The organism is Actinopolymorpha sp. NPDC004070 (assembly GCF_040610475.1).
GTDB lineage: Bacteria > Actinomycetota > Actinomycetes > Propionibacteriales > Actinopolymorphaceae > Actinopolymorpha.
The window spans coordinates 170,149-186,763 of the sequence record NZ_JBEXMJ010000009.1 but is presented as its reverse complement, the minus strand read 5'-3'; the positions used below and the strand labels follow the sequence as shown (position 1 = coordinate 186,763).

The following is a 16,615-nucleotide window of genomic DNA, read 5'->3' as shown; positions in this document are numbered from 1 at the left end:
CAGAAGTCAACTGATCGGAGACGGATGAGTACCCACGTTGGACTGGCGTACGGCGATTCCGGTCTGTCGCTGGCGGTGGATCCCGATGTGACGACAGTCGTCGAGCCCGTGCACAGCGCGGCGGCTCCAAGCCAGCTGGGCTCCCTTCGCAAGGCTCTGCGGGAGCCCGTGGCCGGCCTGCCGTTGCGCGACCGGGTTCGCCCCGGGCAGTCGGTGGCCATCTCGGCATGCGACGGAACCCGACCACAGCCGCGGCAGCTGATGATCCCCGCGATCATCGAGGAGCTGGACGGAATCGTGGCCCTGGACGACATCGTCGTCCTGGTCGCTACCGGCACCCATCGCGGAAACACCGAGGCCGAACTCCGTCACATGTTCGGTCACGAGGTTGCCGACACCGTACGCATCGTCAACCACGACGCACGAGACGCGTCCCAGCTGGCTTGGTGCGGAACGCACGGCAACGGCGTACCGGTGTGGCTGAACCGGGAATGGACCGAGGCGGACGTGAGGATCACCACCGGTTTCGTCGAACCCCACTTCTTCGCGGGCTTCTCCGGGGGTCCGAAGCTGGTGGCGCCAGGGCTCGCCGGCCTGGAGACGGTACTCGTCCTGCACGATGCGGCGAGGATCGGTGACCCCAGAGCGACCTGGGGTGTCACGGAGGGCAACCCGGTCCATGACGACATCCGAGCCATCGCCGCGACGGCCGGAGTGACGTTCGCACTGGACGTCGTACTGAATCGGGACAAGGAGATCGTCGCGGCATTCGGCGGAGATCTGCTGCCGATGCACGCGGCCGCGTCGTCGTTCGCGCAGCAGATCGCGATGCGCCCGGTCGAGCGACAGTTCGACGTCGTCGTGACCACGAACTCCGGATTTCCCCTTGACCAGAACCTCTACCAGGCGGTGAAGGGAATGTCGGCCGCGTATCAGGTCGTCCGGCCGGGCGGAACGATCATCTGTGCGGCCGAGTGCCGTGACGGCTTCCCGGACCACGGTCTGTACCGCAAGACACTGGAGTCGGCCGGTTCCCCGCAAGCCCTGCTGGCCGAGATTGCCTCCCGGTCCGTCACTGTTCCCGATCAATGGCAGATACAGATCCAGGCCAAGATTCAGGCAGCGAATCGAGTCGTGATGCACACCGGATTCCTGAGCGACGCGGATCTCGCCGCCGTACAACTCGAGCAGACCCACGACATCTCGGCAACTGCCGCCGAGGCTCTGGCGGCAGCGGGGCCGGGCGCGACGATGTGCGTTCTTCCGGAGGGGCCGCAGACCATTCCGTACCTGGCACGAGACCACTGACACTCCTCGGACCGGTCCCGCAGTCGCCGGACCGGTGCTCAGGTGGCGGTGGGCCAGGTCAGGCTCGACCGGCCGCGTGCAGGATCTGGAGAGCGTGGAGCGTGATCATCTCGTTGGGTTCGCCGGGCTCTCCCCAGTCGACGGCCTCCTGGTACGTGGCGCTGCCGGGGGTGTTCCACCACCGCGCGTCGGGGGCCCAGCGGCCGTCGGGGAGCCGGCGGCGTTCCAGTTCGTCGAGGGCGTCGTTGGTACGTGGATCATCGAGCTTGCCCATCCGGGCCAGAATCTGCAGGACCCGGAGGATGTCGTAGTGCCAGTACGACGGATAGCGCAGCTGGAGCCAGGTCGGGTTGATGACCTCGCCTGACAGGGGCCGGTGCGCGCGGCCCGCCTCGCGGCGGCGGGAGCCGGAGCCCAGGCTGAAGAGCAGCCGGTGCTCCAGGAACAGTTCGACTGCTCGGTCGGCGGACGCCCGTGCAGCGTGGTCTCCGGTCGCCTTGGCGTACTCGTGGAGCCCCCACGCCGTGGCGAGTGTCTCGTGGAACGACGAGCGGCGCCCCAATCCGTTCTCGTCACAGTTCCACCCACCATCGGTCCACTGTGTGGCGACCAGCGTTCCGGCGAGTGTGTGTGCTCGCGGATCTGAGGCCGATCCGAGTACGGATGCGACGGCGAGGGCGTTCCCGCCGATGGAGCCGCACAAGTAGGTCTGCCCGTCGGCCTGGACCGGCTTGTCGCCGTACGGCCGCCGGCGGACGATCCACGCGGCGACCGTACCCGTCAAACCCGCCGTTGGGTCGTTGACCGGCCAGCAACGCGGTCACCGTCGGGCCGTCCCAGATCTTGTCCGCACCGTCATCGGCCGGCTCACCAAGGAGGTCGCGGCTCACTGCCAATCGGACCGCCGGCTCCGGCGACCCGAGTAGCCATTCCACAGCTGCGTCCATGCTCCAACGTCCGGAGTCTCGCCGCATGACACTAGGCCGGACGGGTCACCAACCGCCAGTGAGTCGGCGCTCTTGCCGAGGTCGTGGTGATTGTGACAATCGCCGGACCCACCTCAGCCGAGGTGCGGTCGACGAGGGTGATGCCGGGTCATGTCTCCAGGTATCTGGGCACTCCTGAGTCGAGTGCCGCGAGCGCGGCGTGCATTCGTGGTCGGCCGGCGGATACGCGCGAAGACAAAGTGCAGGCTGGACGGGCGGCCATCTAGACCGGGATCCACAAGAAGACGAACGCGACCCCCAGCGCGGCGGAGAGCACGGCCAGTCTGCGGATCGTCGGCCGGCGGCTGAGGAACACATACGCCAACCACAGCAGGGGGGACAGGGTGAGCTGTGCCGGAAGGAGCTGGCGTGGCAGTACCTGTCCGCGCGTGGTCAGATACACGGTGAGCAGCACGGCCACCGTCCAACTGAGGGTCCCGGCAGTCCGCACAACGGTCGGTCCGAACCTCACCGCAGTTGTCCGGACACCGGCGGCGCGGTCGGCGTCGACATCGATGGCGAGGGTCGGCAGGTAGAGAGCAGCGCCGGTGAAAAGGCCAGTGATCGCGAGCGAGAGCGGGTACTCCCACACCGACCCCGTCAGGCACCATCCGCCCATCGGACCCAGCACCCCCACCGCGAGCGCGTTGCATCCCACGTCCCAGACCGGGCGGCCCTTCAGCCGAACCGGCGGTGCGCTGTAGATCCAGCCGAGGACCAGAACCGCGGCCAACCCGAGGGTGAAGATCGGTCCCCCGCCCCACGCCGCGAGCAGACATGCTGCGGCCCCGGCGAAGGCCGCGCACCCGAGGAGTTGCCGCCTCCGGAGCCGGCCGCGTACGTGTGGTGAGTGCCGACGGCGTTCGTTGAGGCGATCGGTCTCGAAGTCGAAGGCGTCATTGACAGCCAGAACCGACGACCACAGCAGCGGACCGGCAGCGAGCAGCGCCACCACGGATCGTCCGGGCTGCAGGGCGGCCGCGGGTGCGCCCGGGACCTGGTGGGCGAACAGCATCCCCATGACCACCGGCACCATCGACACCGGCCAGAACCACGGACGGGGCAGCTCGAACAGCGTCCGAAGGATGCCCGACCGCGCATCGGTGACCACGAGTGCATCGGCGGGGCGTTGCCGGGTTTGCACGACCTGAGGAGCTGAGTGCATGCGTCGACTCTTCAGCGTGTCGGCGCCTGCCTGCGTCCCCGAAGAGAGGGAGCGGGTCATCCGCTGGAGGGACTCGTACTACGGGGTGGCCGCCACAGCCTGAGGTGGTGCCGAGAGGACGGCTCCCGGGGTGTCATCCCGGGCCGCCGGGATGGGTGAGGTCGTAGGCGCGCGAGACCTTCTGAGGGACCACCATCCGCCACGCGTCCACGACGAGCTCGCGGGCCTCGGTCGGTTCCAGCGCAGCGAGTTCGGCGCGGACCCAGTTGAACCGCATGTCCGCATCCGACGGCAGCCGGAACTTCCCCGGCTCCCCGGCGACGAGCGCGGCGCGCTCCTCCTTCGGGAACGCGAACTCCATCACCGTCTCGTCGAGGGAGAACGCGACGTAGACGATCTGCTTGACCCGGAACTTCAGCCGGCCGCGCACGTAGACCGGGTAGGAGCGCTCGAGCTCCGAGCCCAGTGCACGAACATCCTCGATCACCGCCATGACGTACGTTTTACCCGAGGACGAGGGCCGCCATGTCGCGCGCGGCTACCCGAGGGCTGATTCCCAGGTAGCTTCACTCCCGAGATCGCGGCAGTCAGTGTGCCTCCTCGGCGTGTTCGGAGGTCACGCCGACGAGTCGCAGTTCTTCGGAATGGTGGCACGCCGCCAGGTGTGCTGGAAGGACCGAGCGAAGCCCCGGCGCTTCGTTCACGCATCGATCCTCGTCGGCGTACCGGCACCTGGTGTGGAAGTAGCACCCGTCGGGCGGGTTCGCGGGGTCCGGGAAGTTGTCCGGCAGCCGAACTCGTCGGCCGGTTCCGCGCAGCCGCGGATCGGGCCGGGGCACTGCCGACAACAGTGCCTCGGTGTAGGGGTGCTCGGGCCGGCGGTACACCTGGTCGGTGTCGGCGAGTTCGACGATCCTGCCGAGGTACATCACGGCTACGCGGTTGCAGATGCTCTCCACCACGGACATGTCGTGGGAGATGAACAGGTACGTCAGGTTGAGCTGATCCTGCAGTTCCCTGAGCAGGTTGAGGATCTGTGCCCGTACGGACACGTCCAGGGCGGAGACAGCCTCGTCGGCGATGACAAGCTCCGGTTGCAGGATGAGTGCGCGGGCGATGTTGACCCGCTGCCGCTCTCCCCCGGAGAATGCGTGCGGATAACGGCGCATGTGGCCCGGGGACAGCCCCACCAGCCTGAGCATCTCCGCGACCCGGTCCTCCACCTCCGCACCCCGTGCCAGCCCGTTGGCGACCAGGGGATCGCCGACGATCTGCAGGATCGTCATCCGGGGGTTCAGGGAGGAGAACGGATCCTGGAACACGACCCGTATACGCTGCTGGTACGGGCGCAACTCACGGTTGCCCAGGGCGGCCAGGTCCACTGTGCCGCCGCTCCCGGTCCGATAGTGAAGGTGGCCGGCGGTGGGCTGAACGCTCCGGACGATGCACCGGCCGAGGGTCGTCTTGCCGCAGCCCGACTCACCGACCAGCCCGAGCACCTCGCCGGGCCTGATGGAGAAGCTCACGTCGTTGACCGCGTGGACATGGCCCTTCGTACGAGCGAACAACCCTCGCCCCCGGATGGGGAAGTGCATCCGGAGGTTCTCCACCCGCAGTAGCGGCTCCTGTGGCGCAGAGGTCATCGAGGGTCCTCTCCGAGCTCTCCGACCATGGGGAGATGGCCGGCCATCACGTCCGGGTCGTGTCGTACGCACCGAACCCGCCGACCACCGTCGAGCTCCACCACCGGAGGATCGACCGTCTCGCACAGCCCTGGTACGGCGTAGTCGCACCGCGGGTGGAAGGGGCAGCCAGCCGGCCGGTCGAGCGGGTGCGGAACCTGTCCACGGATGGAGTTCAACGGCTGGCGTGCACCCCGGCCCATGGTGGGTATGGAGGCGAGAAGCGCCTTGGTGTACGGGTGTTTCGGGTCGTGGAAGATGTCGTCGACGCTGCCCTGTTCGACGACTGTCCCGAGATACATCACCACGACCTCGTCGGCTATCTCGGCCACCACCCCGAGGTCGTGGGTGATGAACATCATCGACATGCCGGTGTCGGACTGGATGTCGACCAGCAGGTCGATGATCCGGGCCTGGGTGGTGACGTCGAGGGCGGTGGTGGGTTCGTCGGCGATCAGCAGACTCGGCTCGCAGGACAGGGCCATGGCGATCATCACCCGCTGGCACATGCCACCGGACAACTGGAACGCGAAGCTGTTCATGGTCTGGGTGGGCCGCGGGATCCCCACCCGCTCCAGCAACTGGACCCCGCGCCGCCACGCCTCGTCCCGGGTCAGGTCGCGATGGGCGAGGATCGCCTCGGTCAACTGGTTCGCGATCGTGTACGCCGGGGAGAGGGTGGCCATCGGCTCCTGGAAGACCATCGCGATCTGACCACCCCGTACCTGCCGCATGCGTTCGCCGTGGGAATTCAGGGCCGCGAGGTCTGTCTCTTCCTTCCACCAGATGTGGCCGTCGACGATCCGTCCCGGCGGATCGATCAGGCCCAGGATGGAACGCGCGGTGATGCTCTTGCCACAACCCGACTCCCCGACCACACAGACGGTTCGTCCGGCCGGCAGGCTCAAGTTGACACCATCGACCGCTCGTACGACACCCTCGTCGGTGAAGAAGTGCGTCCTGAGTCCCTCGACGGTCAGCAGTGCGTCGGGCGCCATCGGGTTTCTCCTACTGTCGATAGGGATCGGCCGCGTCACGAAGGCCGTCCCCGACGAAGTTGAGTGAAAGTACGGCGAGGACGACGGCCACGCCCGGCAACATCAACCATGGGGCGGTGGCGACGACCTGCACGTCCTGCGCGGCCTGCAGCAGCACTCCCCAACTGACCACCGGAGCCTGCAGTCCCAGTCCCAGGAAGGAAAGTGCGGTCTCGGCCAGGATCATGCCCGGGATCGACAGCGTGAGCGAGGCGATCAGGTGGCTGGTGAACAGCGGGAGCATGTGCCGCAGGATCATCCGCGCCGGCCGGTTGCCGTCCAGCCTTGCCGAGTTGATGAAGTCCTCCATCCGCAGCGAGACGAAGCGTCCCCGGGTGACCCGCGCCAGGTCGGTCCAGGCGAACGTCGCGAGGATCACCGTGATTGCGAAGTAACGCCGCAGTGGACCCCACCCGCTGGGTACGGCGGCGGCGAGCCCGAGCCAGAGGGGCAGGGTGGGTACGGACATGAAGAACTCGACCGCACGCTGGATCAGGGTGTCCGTCCGGCCGCCGAAGTATCCGGAGATCCCGCCGAGCACCACGCCCAGGACGAACGCCATGGTGACCCCGATCAGGCCGATCGTCATCGAGACCCGGGTGCCGTAGACGAGGCGGGAGAACAGGTCGCGTCCACTCTGGTCGGAGCCGAGGAGATACATCGGCTCACGGTCGTCCACCGGCCCGATCAGGTGCGTCCGGCTCGGGATCAGCCCCCACAGCCGGTACTCCTCTCCCCGGTCGAACAACCGCACCTCGACCTTCTTCGACGGATCGACCCGGTAGACGCGTGCCAGCGTGTCCGGATCCCTCCCCGCCACGTAGCCGTTCACGTACAGGCCGAACTCCCATCCGCCGCGGCTGGTGTCGATCACGTGCAGGCGCTGTGGCGGCGCGTAGGGATGGGCCTGGTCGAACTTCGCGACCGAGAACGGCGCCAGGAATTCGGCGAAGGCTGCCACCAGGTAGAGCAGGAGGGTGACCACCGCCCCGATCATGGCCAGGCGGTGTTTCCTGAACGCCCGCCACACGAGCCGGGACTGGCTCGCCGACCCGCGCTGTTGCCTGCTCCCGGGCGGCGGGCTCGGCTGTGCTCCGGCCCGCGGGGGTGGGTCGGCGGAGGCGGTCCCGGCGCGTGGGGACTGCGGGTTCTCCGGCAGTGTGGTCATGATCGCTCCCCTGCTACCGGTCGCCCAGCCGTACGCGCGGATCAAGCCAGGCGAGCGCGATGTCGGACAGCAGCGTGCCGATGACGGTGAGGACGCTCACGATGAGGATGAGCGACCCGGCGAGGTACATGTCCTGGCTGAGCAGAGCGCTCAGCAGCAACGGCCCCGTGGTGGGCAGCGACAGAACCTGCGCGACGATGACCTCCCCGGACACCAGCAGCGGCAGGATCCACCCGATGGTCGAGACGAACGGGTTCATGGCGATCCGCAGGGGATACTTCACCACGATCTTGCGTTCACGAATTCCGCGAGCCCGGGCGGCTACGACGTAGGGCTTGCGCAGCTCGTCCAGCAGGTTGTTCCGCAGGATCCTGATCAGTCCCGCGGTTCCGGCCGTACCAAGCACCACCACCGGCACCCACAGATGGCCCAGCAGGTCGACCACCTTGCCGAGGTTCCACCGCGCGTCGGCGAACGTCGGGGAGAACAACCCGCCCACGCTGAGACCGAAGAAGCGGTACCCGAGATACATCAGGACCAGGGCGATCAGGAAGTTCGGCACGGCCAGGCCGAGGAACCCGATCGTGGTGAAGAGATAGTCCCCGAGAGAGTACTGCCGTACGGCTGAGTAGAGGCCGACCGGAAACGCGATCACCCAGGTGAACACCAACGTCGTGAGCGCCATCACGATGGTGAGCGGCAACCGCTGCGCGAGCAGGTCCGCCACGGGCCGGTTGTACTGGAACGACTGACCGAAGTCCAGGTGCAGGCCGATGGCGGAGATCCACTTGAGGTACTGCACGTAGAGAGGCTGGCCAAGCCCGTACCGCTGTTCGAGCGTGGCGAGCTGGCCGGCGTCGACCTGCACACCCTGCGCCCGCATCTGCGCGACCAGGGTCGTCAGGTAGTCACCCGGCGGCAGGGAGATGATCGCGAACGTCACCACCGAGATCAGGAACACCGTGGGGACCATGTAGAGCACACGGCGCAGTACGAAGGTGAGCATCACTCCCCTTCCAGGTAGTACTGACTGATGTTCGTCACGGCCGGATAGGGGCACTTGAAGGCGAGCCACATCTTGTCGTCGCCGGGCACGTTGTGGATCCGGTCGCTGACGATCGCGTACGACGACGCCGGCCTGCTGATGCCCATCGTCCAGAACTCGTCCCGTGCGATCTCGATGATCTCCCGGATGCCGGCGTACTGCGTGTCGACGTCGCTGGTCCCGACCACCTTCTGGCGGTAGATCGCGGCCTGTCGCCGCATCGCCTCGGGCGGCTCCTCCTTGGGGGCTCCGCCCTCGTACCACCTCGACCACAAGGGTGCGTACGACGAGCCTCCGGTGGCGAACAGCCAGCGTGGGTCGGTGAGCATGTCCACGTAGCCGATCTCGCCGACATCGAGGGTGCAGTCGTACTTGTTGGCGTCCATCCGGGTGCCCACGAGTTCCGGGCTCGCGGTGTCGATGCGCAGTTCGACTCCGACCTTGGCCCAGGTCCCCTTGACGAACTCCATCGCATCGATCATCACCGGGTACCGGCTCTGGATCAGCACACTGATGACGATCGGCCTGCCGTCGGCACCGAGCCGCCGGCCCCTCGCATCGGTCCGTGCGTAACCGGCCTTCTCCAGATGCTGCCGGGCCAGGCCCAGGTCGTACTCGGTGTACTGCTTGCCCATGTCGTCGGACTTGTAGAACGGCACCTCGGGCCTGGGCGCGGTCTGCCACGGCACACCCTGGCCCAGGAAGACCAGGTCGATGATCTGCGGCCGGTTGATCGCGTGGGACAGACCGATGCGGAAGTCCTTGTTCTGGAACATCTTCCGCTTGTCGGGGTCCTCGTGGGTGAGGTTGAGGCAGATCCCGATCGTGTTGTGCGTGGGGTCCTTCACCTTGACCAGCTTGTAGCCGCCGTTCTTCTGGCCCCTGGCCAGCACGGGGCGGTTCTTGGGCGTGGTCACCTCCGCTCGCATGTAGAGGTCCACGTCGCCATTGGCCGCCTGGAGGATTAGTGGTCCCTGCTCCTGGAAGAACGTGAAGACAACCTTGTCGATGTAGGGAAGCTGGCTGCCGTCCGGGTCGACCTTGAAGTAGTAGGGGTTTCGCTCCCAGACCTGTCGGTCGCCGTCCCCGTGCGGGTTCTTCGGCACCCATCCGGTGATCACCGGAAGATCGACGTTGTTGAGTTCGTCGATCTTCTCCAGGAACTTCTGTGCCCAGTCGTCGCCGAGTCCGGGGTTGGAGTCCTTGTGGAACTGCTCGAGGTAGTGCCGCGGGAGCAACCGGAATGGCGGGCCGTGGATGGCGAGGTTCTGCAGGAAGACCGCGTTGGGTTCGGGGAACCTGAACGTCACCGTGTGGTCGTCCTGCTTCTCCACCACCAGCGGCTTGCCGTTGATCTGCAGCGTGGAGGGGAGGACGGGCGTGATCTCCTTGTTCAGGTAGATCTTCTCGTACCAGAAGAGCAGGTCGTCGGCGGTGAAGAGCTGACCGTCGGACCACTTCATGCCTGCCCGCAGCTTGAAGACGTACTCCCGTCCGTCGCCCCTGATCTCGTAGGACTCGGCGACGTTCGGAATGATCTTGCTCCACGTCGGGTCCCACGAGATCAGGTGGTCGTGGCACACGGTCATCCACAGCCAGCTCGGGTCGGTGCTGGCCTCGACCGTACGCCAGGTGCCGCCGTAGACTCCGGCTCGCTCCAGCGGCTGGATGACTCTCGGGTTCGCCGGCAGGCGTTTGTCCACCGGCGGCAGGCTTCCCGCCTTCACCCGCGCCGCCAGCATGGGGGCCTCCTTGCCCTTGGCCGGGGCGGCTCCCGCCTTGCGGCCGGACCTGGACCGGTCGGCCGTGTCCGGATCCATGGAGAAGGCACTGCATCCAGGGAGCAGGCTGGCACCGGCCAGCACACCACCCAGCGCGAGAAAGTCCTTGCGGGAGATGTCGCGTCTCGAACCAAGGTTCCCAGTCATCAACCAGACCCCCTTCGGGAGTCGCGTTGCAGCCGCGGATTGTGGAGAGCGCTCGTCAACAGCCACACGGTCCGCGCGAAAACTGCAACGAGACCTGCTGGAGGTCCGTTCCAGTGATGGAATGAACACTCCACATAGTGGAACTACTGGTAGCGCCGAGGTTACGAGGCGTGCCACGCGTCGTCAACGAGATACTGAGGCCTCCGGTGACCGGATACGGGCACCGTCGACATCGGCCGGCACCACGGGGTGAGGCCTGTCAACCATGCGGAGGTACAACTGATGACAGGGCCTTCTGGCCGGCGAACCGGTGGCGTGCAGTCGGTCGAACGCTCGCTTGAGTTGCTCGAACTGCTCGCCGACGCGGGCGGGGATGTAACCCTCAGCCAGCTGGCTGCCTCCTCCGGTCTGCCGGCGCCGACGATTCACCGCCTGCTGCGGACTCTCGCCGCCGCCGGATACGTACGCCAGGAGGAGTCGCGCAGGTACGCCCTGGGCCCGCGGCTGATCCGGCTCGGCGAAGCCGCCAACCGCATGCTCGGCACCTGGGCCGCCCCGCACCTGCGCAGTCTGATGAAGGCCCTCGGCGAAACCGCCAACCTCGCCCTGCTCGACGGCGACGAGGCGGTGTACGTCGCGCAGGTCCAGTCCCAGCACGCCATGCGGATCTTCACCGAGGTGGGGCGGCACGTCTCGCTGCACTCCACCGGGGTGGGCAAGGCGCTGTTGGCACTGAAGAGCGATGAGGAGGTCAGGGCCATCCTGGACCGAACAGGCATGCCGGCCCGGACACCGCGCACGATCACCAGGCGACGGAAGTTCTTCGAGGAGCTCGCCTCGATCCGCGCGCGCGGGTACGCCATCGATGACGGCGAGCAGGAGGTCGGGGTGCGCTGCGTGGCCCTGACGGTCGCCGGGACCCCCACACCCACGGCACTGTCGGTGTCGGGCCCCGAGGCACGCATCACCGACGACGTGGTCGCCAATGCCGTACCCCTCCTGCAACAGGCAGCGACCGAACTCGCGGCCGAGCTCAGCTACCAGGAACGGGAGAGCTGAAGCGCGGGCCCGGCGCCCCACGGGGCGCCGGGCCCATTCACTCGGATCCTTCTCAGTCGAGCTTCTGGCGAACCACGTGATACGGCTGGTTGGCCAGCGTCTGGTCCAGTCCGGGGAGAATCCACGCGTCGCCACCCGGGTGGTGCACGGTGAAGTAGTAGACGAGGGCATAGTCGGAATCGGTGTAGTCACCGCCGACAGTCGTTCCGAGGACGTCGCCGCTCTCCGGGCTCATGTCGACGGTCCTGAAGTCCTCGCCCTGGTTGAGATGCCGGTAATGGCAGACCACCGTTCCGCCGAACGACGCACTCGGTGTGAGCTCGATCCGTACCTCTTCGCCCCTGACGAACGGCGGCGGTGGAGTGTGCTCGAACCGGACCCGTTCGGCCGACGGGACCTGCGGAAGTTTCCCCTCCGCGGCGACTTCGGCTGTCCTCGCCTGTTCGAATCGCCGTTCGAGGTCGGCCAGGTCCTCCTCGATCGCCGGTAGCCGGTCGGCCCAGTGCCCGTGCTCGGAGCGCAGATCGCCGAAGGTGAGGTCCGGCCGGTAGGTGCCCGTGGTCACCTCCGCCACGTTCGCCCAGGCGTCCCGCGCCGCCCGGTAGGCCGCCACCGCCTCCCCCAGGTGCCGGGCGTCGCCCGTCCGCTCGTGCAGTGCGTACGCCACACCCGCCCGGAACTTACCGGCGAAGAACCTGCCCAGCCCGGCCTGGGCCGCCACATCGATCGCCACCCGCCGGAACTCCGGGTCCTCGGCACGGGCCGACTTGTCCCGGGCAGCGGCGAGGCTCTGCTCGGCCTCCTCGGCGAGCCTGTCCAGCCAGTCGGCCACCTCCATCGGGGAGTACCGACCGTCGCGACGGCCGGCGACCACGTCGTCGGCGTACTCGTCCACCTTGTAGAACAGACTCGGGTCGAACGAGCTCACTCCACCGAAGGTGGGCGGGGCCGCCGTGTCACCGCGGTAGTGGTCGGCGTTCGGCCCACCGGCAATCGGCATGTTGAGGTACATCTCCGGCCAGTAGCCGTTGTTGGAAGCGCCGATGCCGTGCACGACGGTCACCAACGGGAGCACCCGGCTCGCCGGCGCCAGGGCGTTCTCGACCGCCTCGGCCGCGTCGCCGAATTCCGACCTCAGGAACCGCCTCCACTGCTCGGGATCGGCGTCCGGGTCGTAGAGCAGCCGCCCCCACAGCCGGTACGAGTAGCGGTACTTCCGCCAGTCCTGTCCGTCCAGTCGCAACGCAGGATCGGCGTACGGATCCCTGCCGTCGAGGTGTCCGGTGTTCTTCCGGCCCTTGAAACTGAGGGGCTCACACCACTCGATCCCCAGCGCGCCGCCGAGGGTGCCCAGCCGCCCGTACCCGGCCGCCAGCACCGGATCTCCCCACAGCAGCACCTTCTGAGTGCCCGGCCAGATGCGGAAGATCAGTCCCACGTCGCTGCCTTCACGCAGGAAGTCACCGTAGCCGTAGCGGGTGAACCGGCGCTGGTGCGCGGTGATCGCCATCAGCCCGGTCCCGCGTTCCTTGGTGGCGCGTTCGCGTTCCCTGATCGTCGTCTGGTGGTAGGGCAGGCCCTGGTGCTCTGCCCAGTACTTCGCCGACACGACCACTCGGCACCCGGTGCCGCGGGCAATGTCGAGCAGCGCCTCGTCCACACCCTTGGCGTGCATGTCGATCTCGAGCGGGCGTCCCACCGAGGCCACACCTCCCATCACCGTCTGCCAGAACGCCTCATGGTCCGGCTCCGGGATGCCACCCTCGTAGTGCACCCGCATCGTCAGCCCGTCGATCGACGGACATTCCCGCAGCAGGAGATTGAGTGCGGCAGCGCAGTAGTCCGCGTGGTTGTCCGGGGTGATGCCGCTGACGGGGTAGCGCGGCGCCGATCCCTCGCCCTGGTCGTCGGCGTGGTTCCACAGCCCCAGCTGGAAGTGGATCCCCCTCTTCTTCGCCTCGTCACTGATGAACCGCAGCATGGCGAGGTTGGCGTCGCGCTCCTCGGCCGGCACGTTGCCCACGCTGACGTCGAAGCCGGGAACGTCGAGCAGGAAGGGGTACGGGAAGCAGAAGTAGTTCTCCGTCGCCGGGTGATGGCCGTAGTTGTACTGCATGCCGAACGCCAACTGGAAACGGTTGACGCGGTTGACTGCGAGTTCGGTGAGGTACTCCGACCAGAACTCACGGTCGTTGAACCACGGCTTGTCCTCGACGTCACTGGTGAACGTACGCAGGATGCTGCGCACCGGCGTCGCCGGCTGCTTGCTCTCCGGTTCGGTGCCGCGAAGCAGGGCCACCGGGTCGTCGGCGTAGCGCACCCGGTCGGCGAGCTCGAGCACGCCGTACGCCACACCGCGCGCATCCGCCCCGCTCACCCTCACCGGTCCGTCGGCACCGTCCGGGCGGCGTACTTCGAACGACTCGGCAGGGCCCTCGCTGTTTCCGCCACCAATCTGAACCACGACATCGGCCCGGTCCGTGTCCTGGGCGTCGACCCGCCGCACGACGACCCCCGCCCCCTCCAGCACGTCGGTCAGGTAGCCGACCGACCACTGCACCGGAGACTCGCCTGCCGCCGAACTCGCCGGGTCCACGACAACGAGGACCGTCGAAGCGTCATGACCGGCCGAAGCACTCATCAGCTGTTCCTCATTCCTGGGTCGTCAGCGTGCACGTCTTGGCATGTCGAGAGCCGACAGGAGCTCCGCGGTGCTCGGCGGAGCCGCCGGACCTAGAGGACTGATTTCGTATCGTAAAACCTCGATTCCACGACCGACAGCTCCAGTAGCGGACCACAAACGGCCAGCAGCCGACGGCGGCCGTGGCCGGCGAACCGCAGAACCTCCCACGCGCCCCGCTTGTGAGCGGTCGGCCGTCTTCGTCCTCCGAGCGACGGCAGGTGTCGAAGCCCTGTATGTTCGAACTTCAAGATAAGGAATCTTGATTTCGCACTGTGGAATGGGGAGCCCTCATGAAAGCGCACGCGGTTCCGGGAGGACTGACCGTCGCCCCTACCCTGCACCGGTTCGTCGAGGTGGAGGCGCTGCCGGGCACAGACACAGATCCGGAAGCCTTCTGGACAGGGCTTGCTGACCTGATCGAGGAGTTCGCGCCCCGCAACGGTGACTTGCTGACGCGACGGAGAGAGCTCCAGTCCACGATCGACCAGTGGCACCGCCGGAACCCCGGCATGGACGACCCGACCTCGTACGAGCGCTTTCTTCGCGAGATCGGCTACCTCCTCGAGGAGCCGGAGACTGTCGAGGTGGTGACCAGTGGCGTCGACGACGAGGTGACGCGGATCGCCGGCCCACAGCTGGTTGTCCCGTTGCTGAACGCGCGATTCGCCACCAACGCCGTCAACGCGCGCTGGGGATCCCTGTACGACGCCCTGTACGGCACGGACGTGGTTCCGCGCGAGGGCGACCTCGCTCCCGGCCGGGAGTACAACAAGGTCCGCGGCGCCGAGGTGATCTCCCGCGGCCGGGCGTTCCTGGACGAGCACTTCGGACTCGCCGGCGGGTCCCATGCCGACGCCACGTCCTATTTCGTCGACAGCGATGGTCTCGCCGTCACGGCCGGGGACGACGTCCTCCGTCTGGCCGAGCCGGGTCAGTTCGTCGGCTACCGCGGACAGGTACGGGAGCCGGAGGCTGTGGTGCTTGTGCACCATGGCCTCCACGTGGAGATCCGGCTCGATCGCGACGACGCCGTGGGCGCCGCCGACCCCGCCGGCGTGAAGGACCTGCTCGTCGAGTCCGCGGTCTCCACCATCATGGACCTGGAGGACTCCGTGGCGGCCGTCGACGCCGACGACAAGGTCGTCGGCTATCGCAACTGGCTGCAGCTGATGGAGGGGACGCTCTCGGCAGAGGTCACCAAGGGCGGCCGCACGTTCACGCGCTCGATGAATCCCGACCGCAGCTGCACCTCGCTGTCCGGCGAGGAGGTGATCCTGCGCGGACGGTCACTCCTGTTCGTCCGGCAGGTCGGCCACCTGATGACCACGAACGCCGTTCTCGACCGCGGTGGTCACGAGGTGCCGGAGGGCATCCTGGACGCGGTGATGACAGCGCTCGGCAGTCTGCGCGACCTCCGTGTCGGCTCGAACAGGCCGAACTCCCTGACCGGCGCGATGTACGTCGTGAAGCCCAAGATGCACGGTCCTGAAGAGGTGGCCTTCACCGTCGACCTGTTCGATCGCGTCGAGGAACTCCTCGGTCTGCCGCGGTTGACCATCAAGGTCGGAATCATGGACGAGGAGCGGCGCACGTCGCTGAACCTCAAGGCATGCATCGAGGCGGCGCGAGATCGGGTGGTGTTCATCAACACCGGATTCCTGGACCGCACCGGCGACGAGATCCACACCTCCATGCTCGCCGGGCCGGTCGTGCGCAAGCAGGACATGAAGCGGGAGACGTGGATCTCCGCGTACGAGGACCTCAACGTCGACATCGGCATCGAGTGCGGGCTCCTCGGCAGAGCACAGATCGGCAAGGGCATGTGGCCTGCGCCGGACAGTCTGGCGGCCATGTGTGACACGAAGATCGCTCAGCCACGGGCCGGCGCGAGCTGCGCCTGGGTGCCGTCTCCCACCGCCGCAACCCTGCACGCCCTGCACTACCACCAGGTGGACGTCAGGGCCACACAGGAGAAGATCGCGGCCGGCGGTCGCCGCCGGAACCGAGCCGAGCTGCTGCGGCTTCCGCTGGCCGAACCGACCTGGACCGTCGAGGAGCGGCAGCGCGAGATCGAGAACAACTGCCAGTCGCTTCTCGGGTACGTCGTCCGGTGGGTCGACGCCGGTGTCGGCTGTTCCAAGGTCCCGGACATCACCGGCGAACCGCTGATGGAGGACCGGGCGACATGCCGGATCTCGGCGCAGCACCTGACCAACTGGCTGCACCACGGCGTGGTCACGGCAGATCAGGTCGAGGAGACACTGCGCCGGATGGCCATGGTCGTCGACCAGCAGAATGCCGCCGATCCGACGTACACACCGATGGCGCCGGGGTTCGACGGCGAGGCCTTCCAGGCGGCTCGCGCGCTCGTGTTCGAAGGGCTCGAGCAGCCGAACGGCTACACCGAACCGATCCTGCACCGCCATCGTGCGCACAAGAAGGCCCGCGGGACTGACTGACGCTCTCGTGCACGTTCCACATCTCGGAATCCACATTCCGAACGATGCTTGACACCCTCGGTAGGCGAGCCAATACTCAGCCACACCGAAGATCA

Annotated in this window: 12 protein-coding genes; 3 read left to right on the top strand and 9 right to left on the bottom strand. The window is 67.2% G+C overall.

What is annotated here, in order from left to right:
• The first annotated feature begins 24 nt into the window (after positions 1 to 24).
• Positions 25 to 1,308: a nickel-dependent lactate racemase gene (gene larA / locus ABZV93_RS17975; RefSeq protein ID WP_354937040.1), complete on the top strand. Its 1,284-nt coding sequence runs from the start codon at positions 25 to 27 to the stop codon at positions 1,306 to 1,308.
• Positions 1,309 to 1,366: 58 nt separating this feature from the next.
• On the opposite strand, the gene ABZV93_RS17970 is transcribed toward larA, so the two are convergent.
• The 8 genes from ABZV93_RS17970 to ABZV93_RS17935 all read right to left on the bottom strand — a co-directional run bounded on the left by ABZV93_RS17970 (position 1,367) and on the right by ABZV93_RS17935 (position 10,319).
• Positions 1,367 to 2,092: a hypothetical protein gene (locus ABZV93_RS17970; protein WP_354937037.1), complete on the bottom strand. Its 726-nt coding sequence runs from the start codon at positions 2,090 to 2,092 to the stop codon at positions 1,367 to 1,369.
• A gap of 425 nt (positions 2,093 to 2,517) precedes the next feature.
• On the bottom strand, positions 2,518 to 3,459 hold the full coding sequence (locus tag ABZV93_RS17965; RefSeq protein WP_354937034.1) for a prenyltransferase: 942 nt from the start codon (positions 3,457 to 3,459) through the stop codon (positions 2,518 to 2,520).
• A 133-nt stretch (positions 3,460 to 3,592) separates the two neighbouring features.
• Positions 3,593 to 3,952, bottom strand: a complete 360-nt coding sequence (locus ABZV93_RS17960; RefSeq protein WP_354937031.1) for a hypothetical protein — start codon at positions 3,950 to 3,952, stop codon at positions 3,593 to 3,595.
• 94 nt (positions 3,953 to 4,046) lie between these two features.
• Positions 4,047 to 5,102 (bottom strand): oligopeptide/dipeptide ABC transporter ATP-binding protein, encoded by a 1,056-nt coding sequence (locus ABZV93_RS17955; RefSeq protein WP_354937029.1) that lies wholly within the window; start codon positions 5,100 to 5,102, stop codon positions 4,047 to 4,049.
• Positions 5,099 to 6,139, bottom strand: coding sequence for an ABC transporter ATP-binding protein (locus ABZV93_RS17950; protein WP_354937026.1), 1,041 nt, complete (start codon positions 6,137 to 6,139; stop codon positions 5,099 to 5,101). Before ABZV93_RS17950 ends, ABZV93_RS17955 begins: the two co-directional genes overlap by 4 nt.
• Positions 6,140 to 6,149: 10 nt before the next feature.
• Complete coding sequence (locus ABZV93_RS17945) at positions 6,150 to 7,346, bottom strand: ABC transporter permease (protein ID WP_354937023.1); 1,197 nt, start codon at positions 7,344 to 7,346, stop codon at positions 6,150 to 6,152.
• A 13-nt stretch (positions 7,347 to 7,359) separates the two neighbouring features.
• Complete coding sequence (locus tag ABZV93_RS17940; protein ID WP_354937021.1) at positions 7,360 to 8,352, bottom strand: ABC transporter permease; 993 nt, start codon at positions 8,350 to 8,352, stop codon at positions 7,360 to 7,362.
• Positions 8,352 to 10,319 carry an ABC transporter substrate-binding protein gene (locus tag ABZV93_RS17935; RefSeq protein WP_354937019.1) on the bottom strand — a complete coding sequence of 656 codons (1,968 nt, stop codon included), beginning with the start codon at positions 10,317 to 10,319 and terminating at the stop codon, positions 8,352 to 8,354. Before ABZV93_RS17935 ends, ABZV93_RS17940 begins: the two co-directional genes overlap by 1 nt.
• A gap of 282 nt (positions 10,320 to 10,601) precedes the next feature.
• Between ABZV93_RS17935 and ABZV93_RS17930 the strand changes: the two genes are divergently transcribed.
• Positions 10,602 to 11,378: an IclR family transcriptional regulator gene (locus ABZV93_RS17930; protein ID WP_354937016.1), complete on the top strand. Its 777-nt coding sequence runs from the start codon at positions 10,602 to 10,604 to the stop codon at positions 11,376 to 11,378.
• A 52-nt stretch (positions 11,379 to 11,430) separates the two neighbouring features.
• Here the strand turns inward: ABZV93_RS17930 and ABZV93_RS17925 are convergent, their stop codons facing one another.
• On the bottom strand, positions 11,431 to 14,019 hold the full coding sequence (locus ABZV93_RS17925) for a hypothetical protein (RefSeq protein ID WP_354937013.1): 2,589 nt from the start codon (positions 14,017 to 14,019) through the stop codon (positions 11,431 to 11,433).
• A gap of 332 nt (positions 14,020 to 14,351) precedes the next feature.
• Between ABZV93_RS17925 and ABZV93_RS17920 the strand changes: the two genes are divergently transcribed.
• A complete protein-coding gene (locus ABZV93_RS17920) occupies positions 14,352 to 16,520 on the top strand; it encodes a malate synthase G (protein ID WP_354937010.1) in 2,169 nt (722 codons plus the stop codon).
• Positions 16,521 to 16,615 lie beyond the last annotated feature (95 nt).